At 67.0% G+C, this 19,822-nt stretch carries 18 protein-coding genes; 7 read left to right on the top strand and 11 right to left on the bottom strand.

Features of this window, described 5'->3' with window-relative positions; translation table 11 throughout:
* Positions 1-61: 61 nt before the first annotated feature.
* From IHE49_RS16995 to mnmG, 3 genes are all read right to left on the bottom strand, one after another.
* Complete coding sequence (locus tag IHE49_RS16995) at positions 62-2,392, bottom strand: Tex family protein (RefSeq protein WP_192160140.1); 2,331 nt, start codon at positions 2,390-2,392, stop codon at positions 62-64.
* 120 nt (positions 2,393-2,512) lie between these two features.
* A complete protein-coding gene (locus tag IHE49_RS16990) occupies positions 2,513-3,295 on the bottom strand; it encodes an RDD family protein (protein WP_192160138.1) in 783 nt (260 codons plus the stop codon).
* An 80-nt stretch (positions 3,296-3,375) separates the two neighbouring features.
* Positions 3,376-5,250, bottom strand: a complete 1,875-nt coding sequence (gene mnmG, locus IHE49_RS16985) for a tRNA uridine-5-carboxymethylaminomethyl(34) synthesis enzyme MnmG (RefSeq protein WP_192160136.1) — start codon at positions 5,248-5,250, stop codon at positions 3,376-3,378.
* Positions 5,251-5,747: 497 nt separating this feature from the next.
* On the opposite strand from mnmG, the gene IHE49_RS16980 reads away from it, so the two are divergent.
* Positions 5,748-5,981: a hypothetical protein gene (locus IHE49_RS16980; RefSeq protein WP_225578527.1), complete on the top strand. Its 234-nt coding sequence runs from the start codon at positions 5,748-5,750 to the stop codon at positions 5,979-5,981.
* A 94-nt stretch (positions 5,982-6,075) separates the two neighbouring features.
* Here the strand turns inward: IHE49_RS16980 and pepN are convergent, their stop codons facing one another.
* Positions 6,076-8,721: an aminopeptidase N gene (gene pepN / locus IHE49_RS16975; RefSeq protein ID WP_192160134.1), complete on the bottom strand. Its 2,646-nt coding sequence runs from the start codon at positions 8,719-8,721 to the stop codon at positions 6,076-6,078.
* Between the two features lie 77 nt (positions 8,722-8,798).
* Between pepN and IHE49_RS16970 the strand changes: the two genes are divergently transcribed.
* On the top strand, positions 8,799-9,797 hold the full coding sequence (locus IHE49_RS16970) for an aldose epimerase (RefSeq protein ID WP_192160133.1): 999 nt from the start codon (positions 8,799-8,801) through the stop codon (positions 9,795-9,797).
* Positions 9,794-10,741 (top strand): pyridoxal-phosphate dependent enzyme, encoded by a 948-nt coding sequence (locus IHE49_RS16965; RefSeq protein WP_192160132.1) that lies wholly within the window; start codon positions 9,794-9,796, stop codon positions 10,739-10,741. The genes IHE49_RS16970 and IHE49_RS16965 overlap by 4 nt, the downstream gene beginning before the upstream one ends.
* Positions 10,742-10,747: 6 nt before the next feature.
* Here the strand turns inward: IHE49_RS16965 and IHE49_RS16960 are convergent, their stop codons facing one another.
* Positions 10,748-11,875, bottom strand: coding sequence for a sterol desaturase family protein (locus tag IHE49_RS16960; RefSeq protein WP_192160130.1), 1,128 nt, complete (start codon positions 11,873-11,875; stop codon positions 10,748-10,750).
* Between the two features lie 119 nt (positions 11,876-11,994).
* Positions 11,995-12,879 (bottom strand): DMT family transporter, encoded by an 885-nt coding sequence (locus IHE49_RS16955; protein ID WP_192160128.1) that lies wholly within the window; start codon positions 12,877-12,879, stop codon positions 11,995-11,997.
* 100 nt (positions 12,880-12,979) lie between these two features.
* Between IHE49_RS16955 and IHE49_RS16950 the strand changes: the two genes are divergently transcribed.
* The 4 genes from IHE49_RS16950 (at position 12,980) to IHE49_RS16935 (ending at position 16,034) form a co-directional block, all read left to right on the top strand.
* On the top strand, positions 12,980-13,555 hold the full coding sequence (locus IHE49_RS16950) for a DNA-3-methyladenine glycosylase I (RefSeq protein WP_192160126.1): 576 nt from the start codon (positions 12,980-12,982) through the stop codon (positions 13,553-13,555).
* A 108-nt stretch (positions 13,556-13,663) separates the two neighbouring features.
* Positions 13,664-14,164, top strand: coding sequence for a nuclear transport factor 2 family protein (locus IHE49_RS16945; protein WP_192160124.1), 501 nt, complete (start codon positions 13,664-13,666; stop codon positions 14,162-14,164).
* A gap of 53 nt (positions 14,165-14,217) precedes the next feature.
* Positions 14,218-15,303, top strand: a complete 1,086-nt coding sequence (locus IHE49_RS16940; protein WP_192160122.1) for a histidine kinase — start codon at positions 14,218-14,220, stop codon at positions 15,301-15,303.
* Positions 15,300-16,034, top strand: a complete 735-nt coding sequence (locus IHE49_RS16935) for a LytTR family DNA-binding domain-containing protein (RefSeq protein WP_192160120.1) — start codon at positions 15,300-15,302, stop codon at positions 16,032-16,034. The genes IHE49_RS16940 and IHE49_RS16935 overlap by 4 nt, the downstream gene beginning before the upstream one ends.
* 6 nt (positions 16,035-16,040) lie before the next feature.
* On the opposite strand, the gene IHE49_RS16930 is transcribed toward IHE49_RS16935, so the two are convergent.
* From IHE49_RS16930 to IHE49_RS16910, 5 genes are read right to left on the bottom strand one after another with little or no spacing between them, the layout of a single operon-like run.
* The gene (locus IHE49_RS16930) at positions 16,041-16,748 is read right to left on the bottom strand and encodes a pseudouridine synthase (RefSeq protein WP_192160118.1); all 708 of its coding nucleotides are present in this window, start codon (positions 16,746-16,748) and stop codon (positions 16,041-16,043) included.
* A gap of 43 nt (positions 16,749-16,791) precedes the next feature.
* Entirely contained in the window at positions 16,792-18,441 is a 1,650-nt protein-coding gene (gene ubiB, locus IHE49_RS16925) for a ubiquinone biosynthesis regulatory protein kinase UbiB (RefSeq protein ID WP_192160116.1), read from the bottom strand.
* A complete protein-coding gene (locus tag IHE49_RS16920; RefSeq protein ID WP_192160114.1) occupies positions 18,438-19,115 on the bottom strand; it encodes an SCP2 sterol-binding domain-containing protein in 678 nt (225 codons plus the stop codon). Before IHE49_RS16920 ends, ubiB begins: the two co-directional genes overlap by 4 nt.
* Positions 19,112-19,588: a tRNA (uridine(34)/cytosine(34)/5-carboxymethylaminomethyluridine(34)-2'-O)-methyltransferase TrmL gene (gene trmL, locus IHE49_RS16915; RefSeq protein ID WP_192160112.1), complete on the bottom strand. Its 477-nt coding sequence runs from the start codon at positions 19,586-19,588 to the stop codon at positions 19,112-19,114. The genes IHE49_RS16920 and trmL overlap by 4 nt, the downstream gene beginning before the upstream one ends.
* Before the next feature lie 49 nt (positions 19,589-19,637).
* Complete coding sequence (locus tag IHE49_RS16910) at positions 19,638-19,808, bottom strand: hypothetical protein (protein ID WP_192160168.1); 171 nt, start codon at positions 19,806-19,808, stop codon at positions 19,638-19,640.
* Between the last annotated feature and the right edge of the window lie 14 nt (positions 19,809-19,822).

Below are 19,822 nucleotides of genomic sequence, written 5' to 3'. Positions count from 1 at the left end.
TAACATACGGAACCGCATGCTGCAGCGCATCGCGCGCAGCATGCAGTCGGATGCCTGGATTTCAGCGCTTGATCGCGCGTGTCAGCGCATCGGCGAAGGCGCTGTTGGCCGGGGCAGCGGCTTGCTTGGGCACGGTGCCGGGGCGCGTGCCGCGATTGTCGCGCTGACCGGTGCGGGCATCGGCACCAGCGGGCTTGCCGCGTGCCTGGCCCGGCTCGTCGTCGAGGCGCATCGACAGGCCGATGCGCTGGCGCGGGATGTCCACCTCCATCACCTTCACCTTGACGATGTCGCCGGCCTTCACCGCGTCGCGCGGATCCTTCACGAAGGTATGCGACAGCGCGGAGACGTGCACCAGGCCGTCCTGGTGCACGCCGATGTCCACGAACGCGCCGAACGCCGCCACGTTGGTGACGCGGCCCTCGAGAATCATGCCGGGACGCAGGTCCTTCACGTCTTCCACGCCCTCGGCGAAGCTGGGCGCGACAAATTCGGGTCGCGGGTCGCGGCCAGGCTTTTCCAGCTCCTTGAGGATGTCGCGCACCGTGGGCACCCCGAATTTCTCGTCGGTGAACTGCTCGGGCTTGAGGCCACGCAGGAAACCGGTATCGCCGATGACGTTGCGCACCTCGCGGCCGCACTGGGCGATGATGCGCTCGACCACCGGATAGGCTTCCGGATGCACCGCGCTGGCGTCCAGCGGATTGTCGCCATTGGGCACGCGCAGGAAGCCCGCGCACTGCTCGAACGCCTTGTCGCCCAGGCGCGGCACCTTGAGCAGCGCCTTGCGATTGGCGAAGGCGCCGTTGGTGTCGCGATGCTTCACCACGTTCTCGGCCACGCTGGCGGAAAGGCCCGCCACGCGCGACAGCAGCGCGGCCGAGGCAGTATTCACGTCCACGCCTACCGCGTTCACGCAGTCCTCGACCTTCGCATCCAGCGCGCGTGCCAGCTTCACCTGGTTCACGTCGTGCTGGTATTGGCCCACACCAATCGCCTTGGGCTCGATCTTCACCAGTTCGGCCAGCGGGTCCTGCAGGCGGCGGGCGATGGAGACGGCGCCGCGCAGGCTCACGTCCAGCTCGGGGAATTCCTTCGCGGCGGTTTCCGAGGCGGAATACACCGAGGCGCCCGCCTCGCTCACCACGACCTTCGACAGCTTGTGCTCCACATGCGTCTTGGCCAGGCCCTTGATGAGTTCGCCGGCCAGCTTGTCGGTCTCGCGCGAGGCGGTGCCGTTGCCGATGGCAATGAGGTCCACATTGTGCTTCTGGCAGAGGCGCGCCAGTGCGGCCAGCGATTCGTTCCACTGCCGGCGCGGTTCATGCGGATAGATGGTGTCGGTGGCGAGCAGTTTGCCCGTGGGGTCGACCACGGCCACCTTGCAGCCGGTGCGGATGCCGGGGTCGAGACCCATCACGGTCTTCGCTCCAGCGGGCGCGGCCAGCATCAAGTCCTTGAGGTTGTCACCGAACACGCGGATGGCTTCATCCTCGGCGCCCTCGCGCACTCGGCCGAACAGGTCCAGCGTGAGATGCAGGTGCAGCTTCACGCGCCAGGTCAGGCGCACGGTTTCGCGCAACCACGCATCCGCGGCGCGTCCGCGATCATGGATGCCGGCGTGCGCGGCCACGCGCCCTTCGCCTTCGGCATGGCCTTGATCGGCATCCAGCGCGGGTTGCAGGTCGAGTTCGATGATGCCCTCGTTGCGCGCGCGCATCAGCGCCAACAGGCGGTGTGAAGGAATTTTGGCGATGGCTTCGAGGTGATCGAAGTAGTCGCGGAACTTCGCGCCCTCGTTCTCCTTGCCTTCGACCACCTTGGCGCGGATCTGGCCCTTCTCCCACAACCAGTCGCGCAGTTCGCCCACAAGATGCGCGTCTTCGGCGATGGATTCCATCAGGATCGCGCGGGCGCCATCCAGCGCGGCGCGCACGTCGGCGACGCCCTTGTCGGCGTCCACGAACTGTTCCGCAAAGACCTCGGGCGACTGCGTGGGGTCGTCGCGCAGGCTCAGCGCCAGCGGTTCCAGCCCTGCTTCGCGCGCGATCTGCGCCTTGGTGCGACGCTTGGGCTTGTAGGGCAGGTAAAGGTCCTCCAGCGTGGCCTTGGTTTCGGCGGCAAGGATGTCGGCCTTCAGCGCATCGCCGAGCTTGCCCTGTTCCTCGATGCTGGCGAGGATCGTGGCGCGGCGTTCCTCCAGCTCGCGCAGGTAGCGCAGGCGCTCTTCCAGCGTACGCAGCTGGGTATCGTCGAGGCCGCCGGTGACTTCCTTGCGGTAGCGTGCGATGAACGGCACGGTGGCGCCACCGTCGAGCAATTCCACCGCCGCGCGCACCTGTTCGGTCTTGGCGGCGATGTCCTGGGCAATGCGTTGTTCGATGCTGAGCATGGAGTGGAGCGTGTCCTTCGTGTGGAGCGAGCCACAGATGATAGCAAGCGTGCCCCCGCGCGCCGGACAAAGAAAACGGCGCCGGGGCGGACCCTGGCGCCGTGTTGGCGAAGCGGCGAATCAGGCGTTGAAAGAACCGCTGTTTCCGGTCGCCTTGCTGGAAGCGTCCTTGAACTCGCTGGCACGGCCGTTCAGCACCAGGGTGCTCGCGATCAAGTCGTGCAGGCCTTGTTTGCGCTGAGTGAAGGCCACCATGATGAAGCCGACGAAAAGGATGAGCTGGCTCAGCAGCATGGCCGGATAGCGGATCAGTGCGCGGCCCAGCGTCAGTCGACGGCCTTGCATGTCGGTGACCCGGATGCCCAGCGCCAGCTTGCCCACGGTCGCCTGCCAGGGCGAGCTTTCGCACAACGCGTAGTACCACCAGGCCAGCACGAAGCTGGCTAGGAAGGCTGGCCACATCGTGGTGTAGAACTGGACCTGGGCGGCCATCATCGCGTGAGGATCGCCACTTGCGTTCAGAGCGGCCTGTTTCAGCACGTCCTTTGCTGCACCGATACCGAAGACGGCTTCGATCAGCATCGTGGGAATCCAGAGCACAATGATGTCGAGAATATAGGCCGCCACGCGCTTCCAGAAACCCGCGTAGTCCTCCAGCGCCGCTGCCGTGGTCTGGGGCAGCCCGGGCATGGAGGCCGCAGGCGGTGGATAGGTGCTGCCGGTGGTGTATGCCGTGTCGGGCATCGCGTCGGGGAACAGCACCGACAGCGGCTGCCAATCGGCCAGCCCTTCGCGCCACGCGAGATCGCTGCCGCTGACCTGCCCGCTGCGCAGCCACGCGCGCACGTCCTCTTCCTTGTATGGGCCATGGCGTTCGCCGTTGCGTCCAATCCAGATTTCCATTGCGTGCACTCCCCGGTGGTGAATGCGGCGATGATGCCATGCCGCGTGCCGCGCCAGGGTAGGCCGAACGCAGGAAAGTCTCAGGCGGCGTGGCGCTTCAGATGCACCAGGAGCAGCGAGATCGCGGCGGGAGTGACGCCGCTGATACGCGCGGCCTGCCCTAGCGTTGCGGGCTGCGCGCGCTTGAGCTTCAGCAGCACTTCGGCGGAGAGTCCGCGCACCTTGTCGTAGTCGAAGCTGGTGGGAATCGCGGTCTGCTCGTGGCGGCGCTGGCGCTCGATTTCCTCGCGCTGGCGATCCAGGTAGCCCGCGTACTTGGCCTGCACTTCGACCTGCGCCGCAACGTCTTCGTGCGCCACGGCAGGGCCGAGTTCGGCGACGGCGGCAAGTTTGGCGTAATCGAGTTCGGGACGGCGCAGCAGATCCAGCGCATTCGTTTCGCGGCTCACCGCAATGCCGAGCTGGCGTTCGATCGCCGCGCCCAGCGCGTTGTTCGGGGCGGCCCACAATGTGGCCAGGCGCTGCGTTTCGCGTTCCACCGCCTCGCGCTTGGCGCGCAGTGCGTCGAAGCGCGGCTGCGGCACCACGCCCAGCGCATGGCCTTGTTCGGTGAGGCGCAGGTCGGCGTTGTCCTCGCGCAGGTGCAACCGGTATTCGGCACGCGAGGTGAACATGCGATAGGGCTCGATGGTGCCGTTGGTGGTGAGGTCGTCCACCAGGACGCCAAGGTAGGCCTCGTCGCGGCGCGGATACCATGGCGCCTTGCCTTGCACGGCCAGCGCGGCATTGAGTCCGGCCAGCAGGCCTTGCGCGGCGGCCTCCTCGTAGCCGGTGGTGCCGTTGATCTGGCCGGCAAAGTACAGGCCGTCGATCGCCTTGGTTTCCAGCCACGGCTGCAGGCCACGCGGATCGAAGTAGTCATACTCGATGGCGTAGCCAGGCCGGGTGATGTGCGCCTGCTCGAAACCCTTGATCGACTGCACCAGCGCCAGCTGCACGTCGAACGGCAGCGAGGTGGAGATGCCGTTGGGATAGATCTCGAACGTATCCAGCCCTTCCGGTTCGATGAAGATCTGGTGCGAGCTCTTCTCGGCGAAGCGCACCACCTTGTCCTCGATGGAGGGGCAGTAGCGTGGGCCCACGCCTTCGATCTGGCCGGTGTACAGCGGCGAACGATCCAGTGCGCCACGGATCAGTTCGTGCGTCCGTTCGGTGGTGTGGGTGATCCAGCAGCTGACCTGGCGCGGGTGTTCGTCGCGCGAGCCGAGGTAGGAGAACACCGGTGCCGGATCGTCGCCGCGCTGTTCTTCCAGTCCGCTGAAATCGATGCTGCGACGATCGATGCGCGGAGGGGTGCCGGTCTTGAGTCGATCGGCTGCCAGTGGCAGCTCGCGCAGCCGGACCGCCAGGGCACTGGCGGGCGGGTCGCCAGCGCGGCCGCCTGCGTACTGCGCGGGGCCGATATGGATCTTGCCGCCGAGGAAGGTGCCCGCGGTGAGCACAATCGACCTGGCGCGGAAGGAAACGCCCATTTGCGTCACCACGCCCACGGCGCGGCCGCCCTCCACGATCAGGTCGTCCACCGCCTGCTGGAACAGGTCGAGGTTGGGCTCGCTTTCCACAATGTGACGAATTGCGGCACGGTATAGGGCACGGTCGGCCTGGCAGCGCGTGGCGCGTACCGCCGGCCCCTTGGAGGCATTGAGCGTGCGCCACTGGATGCCGGCCATGTCCGCCGCGTGCGCCATCGTGCCGCCCAGCGCGTCGATCTCCTTCACCAGGTGTCCCTTGCCGATGCCGCCGATGGCCGGGTTGCAACTCATCGCACCCACGGTTTCGATGCTGTGGCTGAGCAGCAGGGTGCGTGCGCCACAACGGGCGGACGCCAGCGCAGCCTCGGTGCCGGCATGGCCGCCGCCGATCACGATCACGTCATAGCGGTTGGGATGAAGCATGATGCGCAAGGCTCTGAAAGCAGGAGCTTATGGTACCGCGCGAGCAGGGTCGGGGTTTGGCATGCAACCTGCATCGACCACCGCGCACTTTCAAGGGCACCGGCTGCGCGACTACGCGCGTCGGGATCGGGCGGACAGGGGCCTGATCGCGTACCGTGAAAGGAAGCCAGGCGGCGCCCCTCGGGGCGCCGTCGTTTTTTGTGCCGGAAAAAGCGAAACCCCGCACGGATGCGGGGTTTCGTCGTTTAGATCTGGCGCCCGGCGGTCTCAGGAACAGGGGGAATCCAGGATGACCGTGATGCCGGGCGCCAGAAACTTTGAATCCAGTGGTGATATGGCCGTCTCGCTGCCAGACCGTGGGTCGATAATCGTCGCAAGTAGGTGAACCCGTGGTGACTGCAGCGCAACTTTCTGCCGAGGCAGGACAGCTGCTGACGCGTTGCGTCAGTGTCACGCAGCATCCCAAGGGCACAATGTGATTGAAATCACGTTTTGGCATGGCCGATGCATTGCCTTTGGCAACACCAAAGCCGGGGGACGCAGCCATGGGTATGAGCATCGACTTCGAGAAATTCTTTCCGCATCACGACCTGCTGATCGAGATCGGCCGCATCGAGATGGCCATGGAAACCTTGGACGATCGCGCCGAAAGCGAGCGCGCCATGCTGAAGCCGCGGCTTGAGTCGCGCATGGTGCGCCTGCGCACCGCGCTGAAAAGCCTGCCGGTGTGAGCTGAACCTGCTTCACGTGGGAGCGCGCACTTAGCGTGCGATTCCTAGGGCGCTTCCACGCGAAAAAACGGCGGCCCAGGCCGCCGTTTCCGTTTTAGCCCTTGAGCATGTTGCCTACGATCTCGGCCAGGTTGCGCGAGAGCTGGTCGTGGCCAGCCAGTGAAGCCAGCGCGGCATGCGCCGCTTCGCGACGATGCGGCTCCAGCCGCTGCCAGCCGTTGAACGCGGTGGCGAGACGGGCCGCGATCTGCGGGTTCAGCGCGTCCAATGCCAGCAAGCGGTCGGCATACAACCGATAGCCTGCGCCGTCGGCGCGATGGAAGCCGGAAGGGTTGCCGTTGGCCCAGGTACCCAGCAAGGCGCGGGCGCGGTTCGGATTTTTCAGGGTGAAAGCCGGGTCGGCTTCCAGCGCCTGCACCCGGGCCAGCGCGCCCTCGCCGGGCAGCTGTGCCTGCAGGGCGAACCACTTGTCCAACGCCAGCGGATCACTCGCGTAGCGTTCGCGGTAGTGCACGAGCGGCTCGACGCTGCGTGCGGCGTCGTGCCGGGCCAGCACACCCAGCGCGGCGAGGCGGTCGGTCATGCTCGGCGCGTCGAGGTATTGCGTGGCGGCATGATGGCAGGCGGCGGTCGGATCGAGCAGGGCCAGCAGTTGGAGCACGCGCTGTTTCAGGCTGCGGTTGGCCTGACTGACGGCATCGATGCCTGCCGTGGATTGCGCGGCGAGCGAGCGATATCGCGCTTCCAGCTTGTCGGCGCCGATGCGTGCGGCCAGGCGCTGCTGCAATTGCTGGCGCAGCGTATATATGCGCGCCGGGTCGACCACGGACTCGCGCTCCGCCAGCTCGATCTCACCGGGTGGGACAAGCAGGTCGGCGAGCAGGGCGGCGTCGAGCCGTGCATCGTCGAACAGCGCAGCCAGCGTGTCGCACCATGCGTTCACGGCGCCGTTGTGGGCGCCGTCGCGCAGCGCATCGTAGGCGCGCAGGGCAAGCTGCTGGCCTGCGTCCCAACGATTGAAGCCGTCTGGATCGTGACCCAGCAGCAGGGCAAGCTCGGCCGGCGTGTAATCGCACTCAAGTACCGCCGGCGCGGAGAGGCCGCGCAACAGCGAGGGCACAGGGCGCTCGGGCACGTCGCGAAACACGAAGCACTGCTCGGCCTCGTCGAGCACGACCACGATCTCGGAGGCATCCGTTTGGCCGTCCGTATGCAAGGGCAGCATGCGGCCGTCGGATCCGAACAGCGCCAGCTTCACCGGAATCGGCAGGGGCTGCTTGCGCGGCTGCTGGAGACTGGCTGGCGTGTGCTGCGACAACGTGAGCGTGTATTCGTGGCGCGTGGCGTCGTAGTGGCCATGCGCTTTCAGTCGCGGCGTGCCGGACTGGCCGTACCAGGCAAGATAGGGCGAGAGGTCGACGTCATTCGCTTCGCCCAGCGCGGCAAGGAAATCCTCGAGGGTGGCGGCGCGTCCGTCGTTGCGGCTGAAGTACAAGTCGGTGCCGCGGCGAAAGCCCGCCGTACCCAGCTTGCCGGCCAGCATGCGTACCAGTTCGGCGCCTTTCTCGTACACGGTGGCGGTGTAGAAGTTGTTGATCTCGCGGTACTCGGCAGGCCGCACCGGATGCGCCAGCGGGCCGGCGTCTTCGGGGAATTGCGCGCGACGCAGCAGACCCACGTCCTCGATGCGCTTCAACGGCGCCGAGTTCATGTCGGCGGAGAAGCACTGCTCGCGGTATACGGTGAAACCTTCCTTGAGACTCAACTGGAACCAGTCGCGGCAGGTGACGCGATTGCCGCTCCAGTTGTGGAAGTACTCGTGCGCGACCACCGCTTCCACGCGACGGTACTCGTCGTCGGTGCTGGAGTCGGCGTCGGCCAGCAGGCACTTCGTGTTGAAGATATTGAGGCCCTTGTTCTCCATCGCACCCATGTTGAAGTCGTGGGTGGCGACGACGTGGAACACGTCGAGGTCGTAGTTGCGACCGTAGGCCTGTTCGTCCCAGCGCATCGAGCGCACCAAGGCGTCCATCGCGTAGTGGCAACGGTCGATGGCGTCGGCCTCGGCCCAGATCTTCAGCTGCACGTCGCGGCCGTCGGCGGTGCGGTAGTCCTGTTCGATCTTCTCCAGACGGCCGGCGACCAGCGCGAACAGATAGGCCGGCTTGGGATGGGGGTCGACGAAGCGCGCCCAATGGCGGCCATCCTCGAGTTCGCCAGAGCCATCGGGATTGCCGCCGGCCAGCAGCACGGGGAAGCGCGCGCGATCGGCACGCAAGGTCACGGTATAGATCGCCTGCACATCGGGGCGATCCGGGAAAAACGTGATGTGGCGAAAGCCCTGCGCCTCGCACTGGGTGAGCAGGAAACCCGTCTCACTGGGACCGGAGAGATAAAGGCCTTCCAATGCGGTGTTCGCCGCGGGATGCACGCGCACGCGTGTTTCCAGCACGCTGCCGTCGCGCGCGCCATGCACTTCGAGGCCGCCGTCGACCAGGCGGTAGGCATCGTCCGCCAGGACCTCGCCGTCGAGCGCGATGGAAATCAACTCCAGGTTTTCGCCGTCCAGCCGCAACGATTCGTCCTGCGCAGGATCGCGGCGCAGCAGCAGCTTCGCGCCGATCTCGGTCGTGGCTATGCCCAACTCGAAATCCAGCTCAACGCGCTCTACACGCCAGGCTGGCGCACGGTAATCGGCAAGGCGGATCGGCAGGCTGGAGGCGTCGGGTCGTGCGTTCATGCGGTGGGACATCGGGGACGGGGACAGATCAGGCTAACATGGCGAATCTTGTCCCCGCCTTTCAACCGGAGCTAGCAATGACGCGTTTCCGTGCCGTCGAGGCCATGCTGGGCACACAGCCCGTGGTGCAACTGGAGGATGCCGAAGGCGGCCGCCGCGTGCGCATCGCACGGCTTGGGGCGGCGCTCCTGAATTTCGAGGCGGACGAGGGCGGCACGTGGTTCGACTACGCCGACAGCTACCGCGACGACGCGGAAGTCGTCGCGCGCTCCGGCTCGCGCTTCGCGATCATGGTGCCGTTCGGTGGCCGCATCGCCGACGCGCGCTACAGCTTCGACGGACAGGCGCAGGATCTGCAGCCCGGCGTGGTGGGCGAGGCGCGCGCCAGTCGGCATGGCTTCGTGCGTGGCGCCACATTCGATCTTGTTGCGCTTGCGGCGGACGAACAGAAAGCGCGGGCGACGCTGGCCACCAACGTGATTCGCCCGCAGCCAGGTTATCCGCACTCGATCGACCTGGCGGTGACGTTCACGCTGGACGCTGCCGGCCTCGCGCTGGAGGTCGCGATGCGCAACGTGGGCGACGACGCGGCGCCGTGTTTCTTCGGCTGGCATCCGTATTTCCGCTTGGCTGACGCACTGGTGGATGGCTGGGAATTGCAGATTCCCGGCGAAGGCCTGATCCGTACCGGCGCCGACCTGATTGCTCTGCCGGGAGCCGCCGCCTACGTGGCGTTGGATGATGCGCCCGCGATGGATTTCCGCGAGCCGCGCGCGATCGGCGGCCAGATCCTCGACCAGAGCTACAACGAATTGCAGTCCGACGCCGACGGCCGCATCCGCACGCACCTGCGCGATCCGGCCAGCGGTCGCGCACTGGTGGTCTGGCAGGAACACGGCCTGATGCACGCCTTCACTTCCGACACGATCAGCCGCGACGTGCGCCGCGCCATCGCGCTGGAGCCGATGGAGTGCATGGCGAATGCCTTCAACCGGCCTGAGTGCGCGGATGCGATCCGCCTGCTGCCGGGCGCGGAGCGTCGCTATCGCTGCGGCGTGGAGATCATCCAGGCATGAACGCCCTGCCCGATATCGATGCGATCCGCGATGCCGCATCGCGCATCGCGCCTTATGCGGTGGTGACGCCTGTGCTGCGCAGTGCTGCGCTCGACGCACTGGCTGGCGCCGAGTTGCATTTCAAGTGCGAGAACCTGCAGCGCGGTGGTGCGTTCAAGTTTCGCGGCGCCTGCAATGCGGTGTGGTCGCTCTCCGACGAAGATGCCGCGCGTGGCGTGGTCACGCATTCCTCCGGCAACCACGGCAACGCGCTCGCGTTGGCCGCCGCCACGCGCGGCATCCAGGCGCACGTGGTGGTGCCCGAAGGCGCCGTGCAGGCCAAGCTGGACGCCATCGTGCGTGCCGGCGGCACGCTGCATCGTTGCGCGCCCACTCAGGCAGCGCGCGAGGCGATGTGCGCCGAGGTGCAGGCGCAGACGGGTGCCGCACTGGTTCATCCCTATGCGGATGCGCGGGTGATGGCAGGGCAGGGCACCATTGCACTGGAGTTGCTGCGTCAGGCACCGCAGCTCGATGCGCTCATCACGCCCGTCGGCGGCGGCGGCCTGGCCGCGGGCGTGGCGATTGCCGCGCATGCGCTCAGGCCGGAACTGGCGCTGGTCGCCGCCGAGCCAGCCGGCGCCGACGATGCGGCACGCTCGCTGGCCGCGGGCTCGCGTATCGCGAGCATGGTGCCGGACACGGTGTGCGACGGCCTGCGCGCGCTGATGGGCCAACCGAATTTCGATGCCCTGCGTACGCATCGCGTGGAAGTCGTCACGGTGAGCGACGCGGAGACCATCGCTGCGATGCGCCTGTTGTGGAGCGAGCTGAAGCAGGTGGTGGAAGTCTCCAGCGCCACCGTGCTGGCCGCGATACTCAAGCAGCCGCAGCGTTTCGCCGGCAGGCAAGTGGGCGTCGTGCTCACCGGCGGCAATGTCGATCTCGACGCGTTGCCGTGGTGAGCGTACTCAGACCGTCATGGATTCCGCAGTGACGGCGTCGTCGTTCGCCGCCGTGCCGGTCGTCGCTGCGGCGACACCGCCCGGGAGGTGGTGTGCCAGGGCGTGCAGGTCGAGCTGATCGACCGGGACCGGACGCAGCGTCACGGGATCGAATGCCACTTCGCCCGGCCTCCAGCCCTCGCGCCGGAATACCGTGCACAGGAAGCGCCTGGTCGAATGCCAGTGCAGGCCGAGCAGCCCGTAATTGTTGTCCGCATCCACCACTGGATCGCCCACGCCTGTGGGGCGCGGCGGTTCGCCATACAGCGCGGTGCCGAAGATCACATCCCAGATCGAGAGCACCTGGCCAAAGTTGCAGTTGTGCAACTTGGGGCGCTCGGCGTCGACCAGCATGTGGTGCAGGCGGTGGAATTTCGGGTCGACCAGCAGGCGCTCGAACACGCGTCCGAAGCCGAACCGCGTGTTGGTATGCGAAAAATTCTGCACCAGTTCGCCCAGCAGCATCAGCCAGGCGAACTCGTCCGGGTCCACACCCATGACCAGGCCCACCACGGCGAGGATCATCGACTGGATGAAGCCGTCGATCAGGTTGCCGCGGTCGTTGGTCCAGCAGCTCATCTGCCGCGTGCTGTGATGCATGCTGTGCAGCGCCCACCACCACGGCAGCGCGTGCTGGGTGCGATGCATCCAGTAGTACACGAAGTCGTACACCACGTAGTACACGCCGAACAGCACGTAGGGGTGGCCGTTGAACCACGGCATCAGGGTCGTCAGCGCCAGCGGCGAGCCGGTGCTGGAGGTGCTCGTGTCGGCACCGCCCAGCAGGTTGCTGAAGGGCATCAGGATCAGATACGTGAACAGCGGGAAGATGCCCACCAGCATCATCACCGTGTAGTTGCGGTCTACCAGGGTGAGCTTGCGATCGGCCCACTTCTCGGCGGGGAAGAAGGTTTCCAGCGGTCTGAAAAGGAAGCCGATGATGCAGATCTGCAGCACGGCGATCAGCAGCGACGCAGCGATGTCGCGCGGGTCGCCGGACAGCTTGCCCAGGTGCAGCAGGGCGAGCGCGGGCGCCACGGCGTGGCTGCTCAGCCAATCGACCAGGTGTGACCACAATTCGGGTAGCGAGAACATCGGAAAATTCGCGGGGAACGGCAGCGCACATGATACCGCCGTGATTTCGGCATCGCGCTGAATGCAGCCGCGCGAACTTGCGGGGGCGTGCCTTGCGTAGGAGCGCACCCTGTGCGCTCCTACGGGCGCCGCCGCCGCACGCCGCTCACCGCACACAGTCCCAGCAGCACGAAGCCGATCCCGACCCATTCCATCGGTCTGGGCTCCTCGTGCAGGATCGCCCACGCCAGCAGCACGCCAACGATGGGTACGCCCAGGCTGCTCACGCTGGCCAATGTGGTGGGAAGCCGGCGCAGCACGATCGACCACAGCCACCACGCGAGGCTTGAGGCCATCAGCACGCTGTACGCCAATCCGGCCATGAAGGCACCGCTCCATGCGATGTTCCGCTGCGGCACCGCCAGCGCCACGATGCCCAGCGCCACGCCGCCGGCCAGCATCTGCCAGGCCGTGAGATTGAGTGCGGACACCGCGTGCAACCGGAACAGCCGTTTGCTCAGTACCGTGCCGGCCGCCCATGCCGCGCCGCCGGCGATGGCCAGCACCGTACTCGCCGCATTGCCCAGCCCGCGCCACGGCTCGATGATGCAGACGAGGCCCAGCGCGGCCAGCAGCAGGCCCAGCCAATGTCGACCCGTGGGCCGTTCGCGCAGGATCAGCCAAGCCAGGAGCACGGCCCAGAACGGCATGGTGTAAGCCAGCAACGCCACATGGCCGGCGCCACCACTCACCAGTGCCCATTGCTCCAATCCCTGGAACGCCGCGGTCTGGCACAGGCCGATCAGGATCGTGGGCAGCAGCGGTGGCGGCTTCAGCGGCTGGCGGCTCAGCGTCAGCGCCACGAACAGCACCGCCGCACCCAGCAGGTAGCGCATTGCCGCGAAATCGAACGGCCCCGCAAACGCCAGCACCTGCTTCATCACCACCCAGCTGTAGGCCCACAGCAGAATGGTGGCGAGCAGCGCCAGCGAGGCGCTGCGTTGCGAGGCGGCTTGACCGGGCATGGAAGGCATCGCGCTGGAAAGGCGCGAGTGTATTGCCTCCGGCAGCCTTCCAGCGTTCACTGTGCGCTCCGCGCCAAGCGCCCCCTGCCGGAACCGCCGCATGCAACGTTGCCACTGGGCACCCGCCGACGATACGCTGATGTGTGCCTACCACGACACCGAATGGGGCGTGCCGCTGCACGACGACCAGCGCCTGTTCGAGTTCCTGTGTCTCGAGGGTGCACAGGCCGGGCTGTCGTGGCGCACCGTGCTGGTCAAGCGCGACAACTACCGCAAGGCCTTCCACGATTTCGACATCGCCCGCGTGGCGGCAATGAAGGATCGCGAGCTGGAAAAGCTGCTGCTCGATCCCGGCATCATCCGCAACAGGCTCAAGGTGACCGCGGCGCGCGACAACGCCATCGCAGCGCAGAAGGTGATCGCCGAGTTCGGCAGCCTCGACGCCTACCTGTGGTCGTTCGTGGACGGCAAACCGCTGCACAATCGCTGGAAGGAGAAGGGCGAAGTGCCTGCCAGCACGGCGCTCTCCGACCGCATGAGCAAGGAACTGAAGAAGCGCGGTTTCCGCTTCGTCGGCACCACCATCTGCTATTCGCTGATGCAGGCGACGGGGATGATCAACGATCACCTCGTGGGGTGCTTCCGCCATAAGGCCTGTGCTGCCGGCGAGCGATAGGTCTGCATCGCTTCGCCGCGCCGCGGGCACGGTTCGTCGCAATACGCTGGCATGGTCGCTGCCCAGCCCTGTGCAATGGACTTCCCATCCACTGCACGCGGAGTCCCCGTGAAGAAGACCGGATTGCTTGCCTTGCCCCTGCTGGCAGCGTTCGCTTTCACCGCAACTGCGGCCACGCCGGCGTCGCCGGATGCACATGCGCAGATCGAGCAGGTGGTCGCGAAATTCCAGGCGGCACTGATCGCCAAGGACAAGGCCGGGCTGGAAAACCTGTTCATGGCCGAAGGCGGCGCATGGTTCGAGGTGCTGGGCGATGACGCCTACCAGCAGCTCAGCGCCAGACATCCGCAGGTGCCGCGTTTCCACAGCGACAACCATCAGCGCTTCGTCGACTTCGTCGTCGGCAGCCAGGGGCGCGTTGAGGAGAAGTTTTCCAACGTGCGTATCGAGACCGACGGTGCCATTGCGTCGGTGTACTTCGATTTCGTGTTCCTTGCCGATGGCAAATTGAACAATCGAGGCCATGAGGCCTGGCAATTGGTGAACACCGGTGCGGGCTGGAAGATCAGCGCGATGGCGTATTCCAGCGAGCCGCCGAACCTGCGCTAGAGTGGCCTGGTGGCAGGCGGCTTGCCTGCTGTTGCCGCCGGAAACCCTTGCGCATGACCCAAGCCGTGCCGTCCGCCGTTCGCCGCGGAGCCGATGTTCCCTTCTGGCTACCGTTGCTGGCGGGCGCGCCGCTGGTGCTGTGCATGGCAGTGATGGCGCTTCCCGAGCTGGGCCATGGCCGCGCCGTGGATTTTCGCGTGCTTTACGCGATCACCTACCTGCTCTGGATCGTGCCGATGGCGGCCGCACAGCGCTGGTTGCGGCGGCGCGGCGTATCGTGGCTGATGGCGGTTCCGGTCCTGCTGGCGCTGAGCTACGCGATGTCGCTGGCCAACAACGCGCTCGGCGAGTTGCTGGCGATCCAGCTCGGTGCGCTGCCGCGTTTCCAATGGGCGTTCCTGTTCGCCCAATTGGACGGTTGCTGGCTGGCGCTCATAGCCTTCGGCGCCGTGCATGCGGTGGTGGAGCATTACATCGTGTTGCAGGCCGAGCGCGAGCGCGTGCGCGAGATTGCCGCGCAGGCGCGCGACGCCGAATTGCGCGCGTTGCGTTACCAGCTGCAGCCGCATTTCCTGTTCAATACGCTCAACGCGATTTCTGCTCTGGTGGCCGGGCAGCGCAATGCGGAGGCCAACCGCATGCTGGCCACGCTGGGCGAACTGTTGCGCGCCACGTTGGACAGCGGCGAGTCGCACGAGGTGGCGCTGGCGGAGGAGCTGGCGCTGGCCGGGCTTTACCTCGATATCGAAAAGGTGCGGCTGGGGAATCGGCTGTTGCTCGACGTGCGCATCGGTCCCGAGGTGCTGCAGTCGGCAGTGCCGCCCCTGTTGCTGCAACCGCTGCTGGAGAATGCGATACGCCATGGCATCGCCCTGCGCACCGCTCCCGGTCGCGTGGCGCTGGCGGCAGAGCGCGACGGCGAAACGTTGCGGTTGTCGCTGCGCAACGATGGCGCGCCGGCGGCATCCGACGCGACCGGCGATGAGACGCGTCCTGCCGCCATCGGCCTGCGCAACGTGCGCGAGAGGCTGGTGCAGCTGCATGGGGAGCAGCAGCGGTTCGAGTTCGCATTGGGCGACGACGGCAGCTGCACCGTCGACATCGCCTTTCCCTTCCGCGCCATCGCGGAGCCGGCATGACGTTGCGCGTACTGGTGGTGGATGACGAACCGCTGGCGCGCGGCGGCGTGCGGGCGCGGCTCGCAGCGCATGCGGACATGCAGGTGATCGGCGAGTGTGCCGACGGCGAGGCCGCATTGGAGTCGATGCGCGAATTGCGCCCCGACCTGGTGTTCATCGATGTGCAGATGCCTGGCATCAACGGGCTGGATGCGCTGGAGCGCCTGCCGCCGCAGGAGCGGCCGCTGGCGATCCTGCTCACCGCGCATGCGCAGTTCGCACTGCGCGCGTTCGCCGTGCGTGCGCTCGACTATCTGCTGAAGCCGGTCGACGAGGACCGCTTCGCCGACGCGCTCGACCGCGCACGGCAGATGCTGGCGGCGCATCGACGCGATCCCTCCCTCGCCGAAGCGTTGCCGGCCCATGCCAGCCGTTTCGAAATACGGCTGGGGCAGCGGGTGCAATGGGTGGATGTGTCGAGGATCGACTGGATCGAGGCGCAGGGCGACTACGCTGGCCTGCACGTGGGCGAGCGCCTGCACCTGCTGCGCGAGCCGCTGCACAAGCTGGCGCTGCGGCTGGATCCGGTGCAATTCGTGCGCATCCATCGCTCCCTCATCGTGCGGCTGGATCGCGTGGCCGAGCTGCAGGCGCTCTCCAACCGCGACTGCCTGCTGCGTCTGCGCGATGGCACGCCGCTGCGCGCCAGCCGGACCTATGTGGACGCGTTGCGCGCGGCCTTGGCTTCGTAGGCGCCGCTAGGGCAGGGCGTCGACCCAGTCGAAGCGTTCGAGCAGGCCGGCGTATTCGCGATCCAGCGGCGCCTGCAGTGTCATCGCCGCGCCGCTCGCCGGATGCCGGAAGTCCAGCCGCCACGCGTGCAGCAGCATGCGGTGGCAGGCGAAGTGCTGCTTGTAGAGGCGGTTATGGTCGCCGCGGCCGTGCTGGCAATCGCCGATCACCGGGTGGTGGATATGAGCGAGGTGCTTGCGGATCTGGCGGAAGCGCCCGCTTTCCGGTTCCGCCAGCAGCAGGGCGTAGCGTTGTTGCGGATAACGACCCAGGGCGATAGGCACTTCCACCGCGGCGAGCTGACGGTAGCGCGTGCGCGCTTCGCGACGCAGACCGGTCTCGCGCGAACCGGGCAGCGGATAGTCGATCACGTCCTCGGCCGGCTCCGGCCAGCCGCGCACCACCACCAGGTATTGCTTGCGCACGTCGCGGCCCATGAACTGCTCGCCCAGCGCGGCGGCGATTTCGCTGCTGCGTGCCACCAGCAGCACACCGCTGGTGGCACGGTCGAGGCGGTGCGCAAGGTAGACGTTGCCGCCCACCTGTTCGCGCAGCACGTCCACGAGGTACTGCTCGGCGTCGTTCACCATCGCGGATCGGTGCACGGGAAGGCCCGCGGGTTTGTTCACCGCGATGAAGGCGTCGTCCTGGTGGAGTATCTCGATAGGCGTCATGAGGTTCCGTGGGAGTTCCCTCCCCTGCGTGCAGGGGAGGGAATCAGGAGCGGCGCGACCAGCCGAAGATGAACGACGCGAGGCCGGTTACGCCCATGCCCAGCGGCAGCCAGAGACCGTGTTGTGGCGCCAGCGCCCACAACAGGGTGGCGCAGAGGATCAGCGTGGCGCCGAACGCGCTGCACGCGATCATGCGCAGCAGCCGGCGCATGAGATGGCGCTGGAGGCCGAGCGTGTCCACGTCGGCAAGCAGGCGCTGCTCGCCTTGCGCGATCTGTTCCAGCGAAGCGCGCAGCAGTTCGGGGAGTTGCGGCGCGAGGTGGAACCACTCAGGCAGGCGCTTGCGCACCTCGCGCATCGTGCGCAGCGGGCTGTAGCGTTCGCGCAGGATGCGCTTCAGCACCGGATGCGCCACCGCCCAGATGTCGATCTCGGGATCGAGCATGCGACCCACGCCTTCGATGTTGAGCAGGGTCTTCTGCAACAGGATCAGCTGCGGCTGCAGGGTCAGCTCGAAGCGGCGCGCAGTCTGGAACAGCTTCACCACCAGCTCGGCCAGCGAAATCTGGGAAAGCGGACGGGTGAAGTAGGGTTCGCACACCGTGCGCACGGCGGCTTCCAGTTCGTCCAGTCGCACGGTGGAGGGCATCCATCCGGCGTCCACGTGCAGCTTGGCGATGCGCGCGTAGTCGCGTTCAAACAGCGCGATGAAGTTCTGGGCAAGCCAGTACTGGTCGGCTTCGGGCAACGAGCCCATGATGCCGAAGTCCAGCGCGATGAAGCGCGGCTCGACGGGACGCGTGACGTCCACCCAGATGTTGCCCGGGTGGGCATCGGCATGGAAAAAGTTGTCGCGGAACACCTGCTCGTAGAACACCCGCACGCCCTTGGCGGCGAGCGCCTTGCGGTCGATGCCGGCGGCGTCGATGGCGGCAATGTCGTCGCTGCTGATGCCGTGCACGCGTTCCAGCGTGAGCACGCGTTGTGCGGTCAGATCCCAGTGCACCTCGGGCACGTAGAGGTCGACGCCGCTGGCGAAGTTGCGCCGGAGCAGGCTGGCGCTGGCGCCTTCGCGCTGCAGGTCCAGCTCGTTTTCCAGCATCTTCTCGACTTCCGCCACCACGTCCAACGGGCGGATCTTGTCGGCATTGGGATGCCAGCGGTTCGCCAATGCACCCAGCGAGTGCAGCAGCTTCACGTCACGGGCGATCTGCGCGTCGATGCCGGGGCGCAACACCTTCACCACCACGGAGCGCCCGTCTGGAAGTTCGGCCGCGTGCACCTGCGCGATGGAGGCGGAAGCCAGCGGCGTTTCGTCGAAATGGACGTACAGGCGGCTGATCGGGGACTTCAGCTCGCGCTCCACGATGGCGCGCGCCGCGCTGCCGGGAAAGGGCGGCACCTGGTCCTGCAACAGCGCCAGTTCATCGGCGATGTCCCCGGGCACGAGGTCGCGCCGTGTGGACAGCACCTGTCCGGCCTTGACGAAGATCGGCCCCAGTTCGGTGAGCGCCAGGCGCAGCCGTGCGCCTCGCGGCAGGTTGCGCACGTCCACGCTGGGACGGCCCAATAGCGGGCGCACCAGCTTGAGCGGGCGGAACAGGTGGGCGGCGTCCACCAGCTCGTCGAGCCGGTAGCGCAGCAGTACGGCGGCGACGCGCAGCAGACGCGGAACGACGGCAAGCGAGGTCACGCGGCGGCTCCGTTGGGGGGCGTCCCTTTCACGCGTGCCGCCAGGCGGGCGAGGCGCGCCTCCAGCCGTTCGCTGCGCTCGCGCAGGTTGTCCACGCCGTCGAGGAAGGCTTCCGCTTCGCCAGGAGCCACGGCAAGGCGCGATTCGTCGCGCAGCCACGCGGCGCCGTCTTCGGTGAGATGGCTGGCGGTTTCCTTTGCGTGCACGAACGCGGTACGCACGGCACGCGCCAGTGGCACGCCGAGCACGTCGCCGAAGCTGCGCGCGAAGGCTTCTTCGAAATCGGGCGCGAACTGCGAGGCCAGCTTTTCCAGCCGGCGCGCCAGGTCGGCATCGCCGGCGATTTCCACTTTGCCGGGTGCCACGCCGTCGTCGCCGCGGCGCAAAGCCATCGCCAGCAGGCTGCCGGGCGTGGCGGCCACGCGCAGCGTGCTGGCGGCGGCCTCGTTCTGGTCCGGCGGCCCGACCGCGAGGCGATCGTTTTCCACGGTCACGGCCAGCGCGAGCTCCGGCCCGCGCAGGTGCAGCAGCACGCGGCGGCCATTGAGGGTGGCGAGCTTTTGCTGCGTGTCGGGGTCGAGCGACAGCGTGTGGTTGAGCGCTGCTTCCAGCGCGCGTCCGGCCAGCTTGCGCAACGGCGTGGGCAGCCAGGCGTTGGGTGTGGGCGAGGTCATCCGGGGATTGTAGCGGCGCCGTCGAATCCAAGCTGCCGCCACGCCTCGTACACCGCCACGGCCACGGTATTGGAAAGATTGAGGCTGCGGCTGTCCGGCCGCATCGGCAGGCGCAGGCGTTGCGCCTCGGGAATGGTGTCCAGCACCTCGCCCGGCAGCCCGGCGGTTTCGCAACCGAACAGCAATGCGTCGCCGTCGGCGTAGCGCGCATCGACGTGGCACACACGGCCACGGGTGGTGAAGGCGAACACGCGCGGTTGGCCGATGGTGGCGAGGCAATCGGCCAGGCTGTCGTGCACGGTGACGCGGGCGTATTCGTGGTAGTCCAGCCCGGCGCGGCGCAGGCGCGCGTCGTCGAGCTCGAAGCCCAGCGGGCGGATCAGGTGCAGCGCGGCGCCGGTGTTGGCACACAGGCGAATGGCGTTGCCGGTGTTCGGCGGGATCTCGGGGCGGAACAGGATGACATGGAGCATCCGGCGATTATCGCGTGCGCATGGCCGCGCAGGCGAGCCGGCGACGCGATCAGCTGCGCGGCAGCGGGCAAGCGGTGGCCGTCGTCGCGCAGGCGTTGCTCGTGGTCGCCAGCGTCTGGGCGGTGGGCGGGCGGTCAGTCAGCATCGAACCCAGCACCAGGGTGCAGACCAGCAGGCAGGCCGCGAACAAACCATTGAGCATCAGGGTTTCATGTTTCATTGAAATACTCCTCG

This window comes from Rhodanobacter sp. 7MK24 (assembly GCF_014842995.1).
Taxonomy (GTDB): Bacteria; Pseudomonadota; Gammaproteobacteria; order Xanthomonadales; family Rhodanobacteraceae; genus Rhodanobacter_A.
The sequence above is the reverse complement of the archived record's forward strand: the minus strand, read 5'-3'. Positions and strand labels throughout refer to the sequence as shown.

Bases quoted from the DNA above. Each gene is read 5' to 3' on its own strand.
- IHE49_RS16995 (WP_192160140.1), bottom strand. From the start codon at position 2,392: ATGCTCAGCATCGAACAACGCATTGCCCAGGACATCGCCGCCAAGACC.
- IHE49_RS16990 (WP_192160138.1), bottom strand. From the start codon at position 3,295: ATGGAAATCTGGATTGGACGCAACGGCGAACGCCATGGCCCATACAAG.
- mnmG (WP_192160136.1), bottom strand. From the start codon at position 5,250: ATGCTTCATCCCAACCGCTATGACGTGATCGTGATCGGCGGCGGCCAT.
- IHE49_RS16980 (WP_225578527.1), top strand. From the start codon at position 5,748: ATGGCCGATGCATTGCCTTTGGCAACACCAAAGCCGGGGGACGCAGCC.
- pepN (WP_192160134.1), bottom strand. From the start codon at position 8,721: ATGAACGCACGACCCGACGCCTCCAGCCTGCCGATCCGCCTTGCCGAT.
- IHE49_RS16970 (WP_192160133.1), top strand. From the start codon at position 8,799: ATGACGCGTTTCCGTGCCGTCGAGGCCATGCTGGGCACACAGCCCGTG.
- IHE49_RS16965 (WP_192160132.1), top strand. From the start codon at position 9,794: ATGAACGCCCTGCCCGATATCGATGCGATCCGCGATGCCGCATCGCGC.
- IHE49_RS16960 (WP_192160130.1), bottom strand. From the start codon at position 11,875: ATGTTCTCGCTACCCGAATTGTGGTCACACCTGGTCGATTGGCTGAGC.
- IHE49_RS16955 (WP_192160128.1), bottom strand. From the start codon at position 12,879: ATGCCCGGTCAAGCCGCCTCGCAACGCAGCGCCTCGCTGGCGCTGCTC.
- IHE49_RS16950 (WP_192160126.1), top strand. From the start codon at position 12,980: ATGCAACGTTGCCACTGGGCACCCGCCGACGATACGCTGATGTGTGCC.
- IHE49_RS16940 (WP_192160122.1), top strand. From the start codon at position 14,218: ATGACCCAAGCCGTGCCGTCCGCCGTTCGCCGCGGAGCCGATGTTCCC.
- IHE49_RS16935 (WP_192160120.1), top strand. From the start codon at position 15,300: ATGACGTTGCGCGTACTGGTGGTGGATGACGAACCGCTGGCGCGCGGC.
- IHE49_RS16930 (WP_192160118.1), bottom strand. From the start codon at position 16,748: ATGACGCCTATCGAGATACTCCACCAGGACGACGCCTTCATCGCGGTG.
- IHE49_RS16920 (WP_192160114.1), bottom strand. From the start codon at position 19,115: ATGACCTCGCCCACACCCAACGCCTGGCTGCCCACGCCGTTGCGCAAG.
- trmL (WP_192160112.1), bottom strand. From the start codon at position 19,588: ATGCTCCATGTCATCCTGTTCCGCCCCGAGATCCCGCCGAACACCGGC.
- IHE49_RS16910 (WP_192160168.1), bottom strand. From the start codon at position 19,808: ATGAAACATGAAACCCTGATGCTCAATGGTTTGTTCGCGGCCTGCCTG.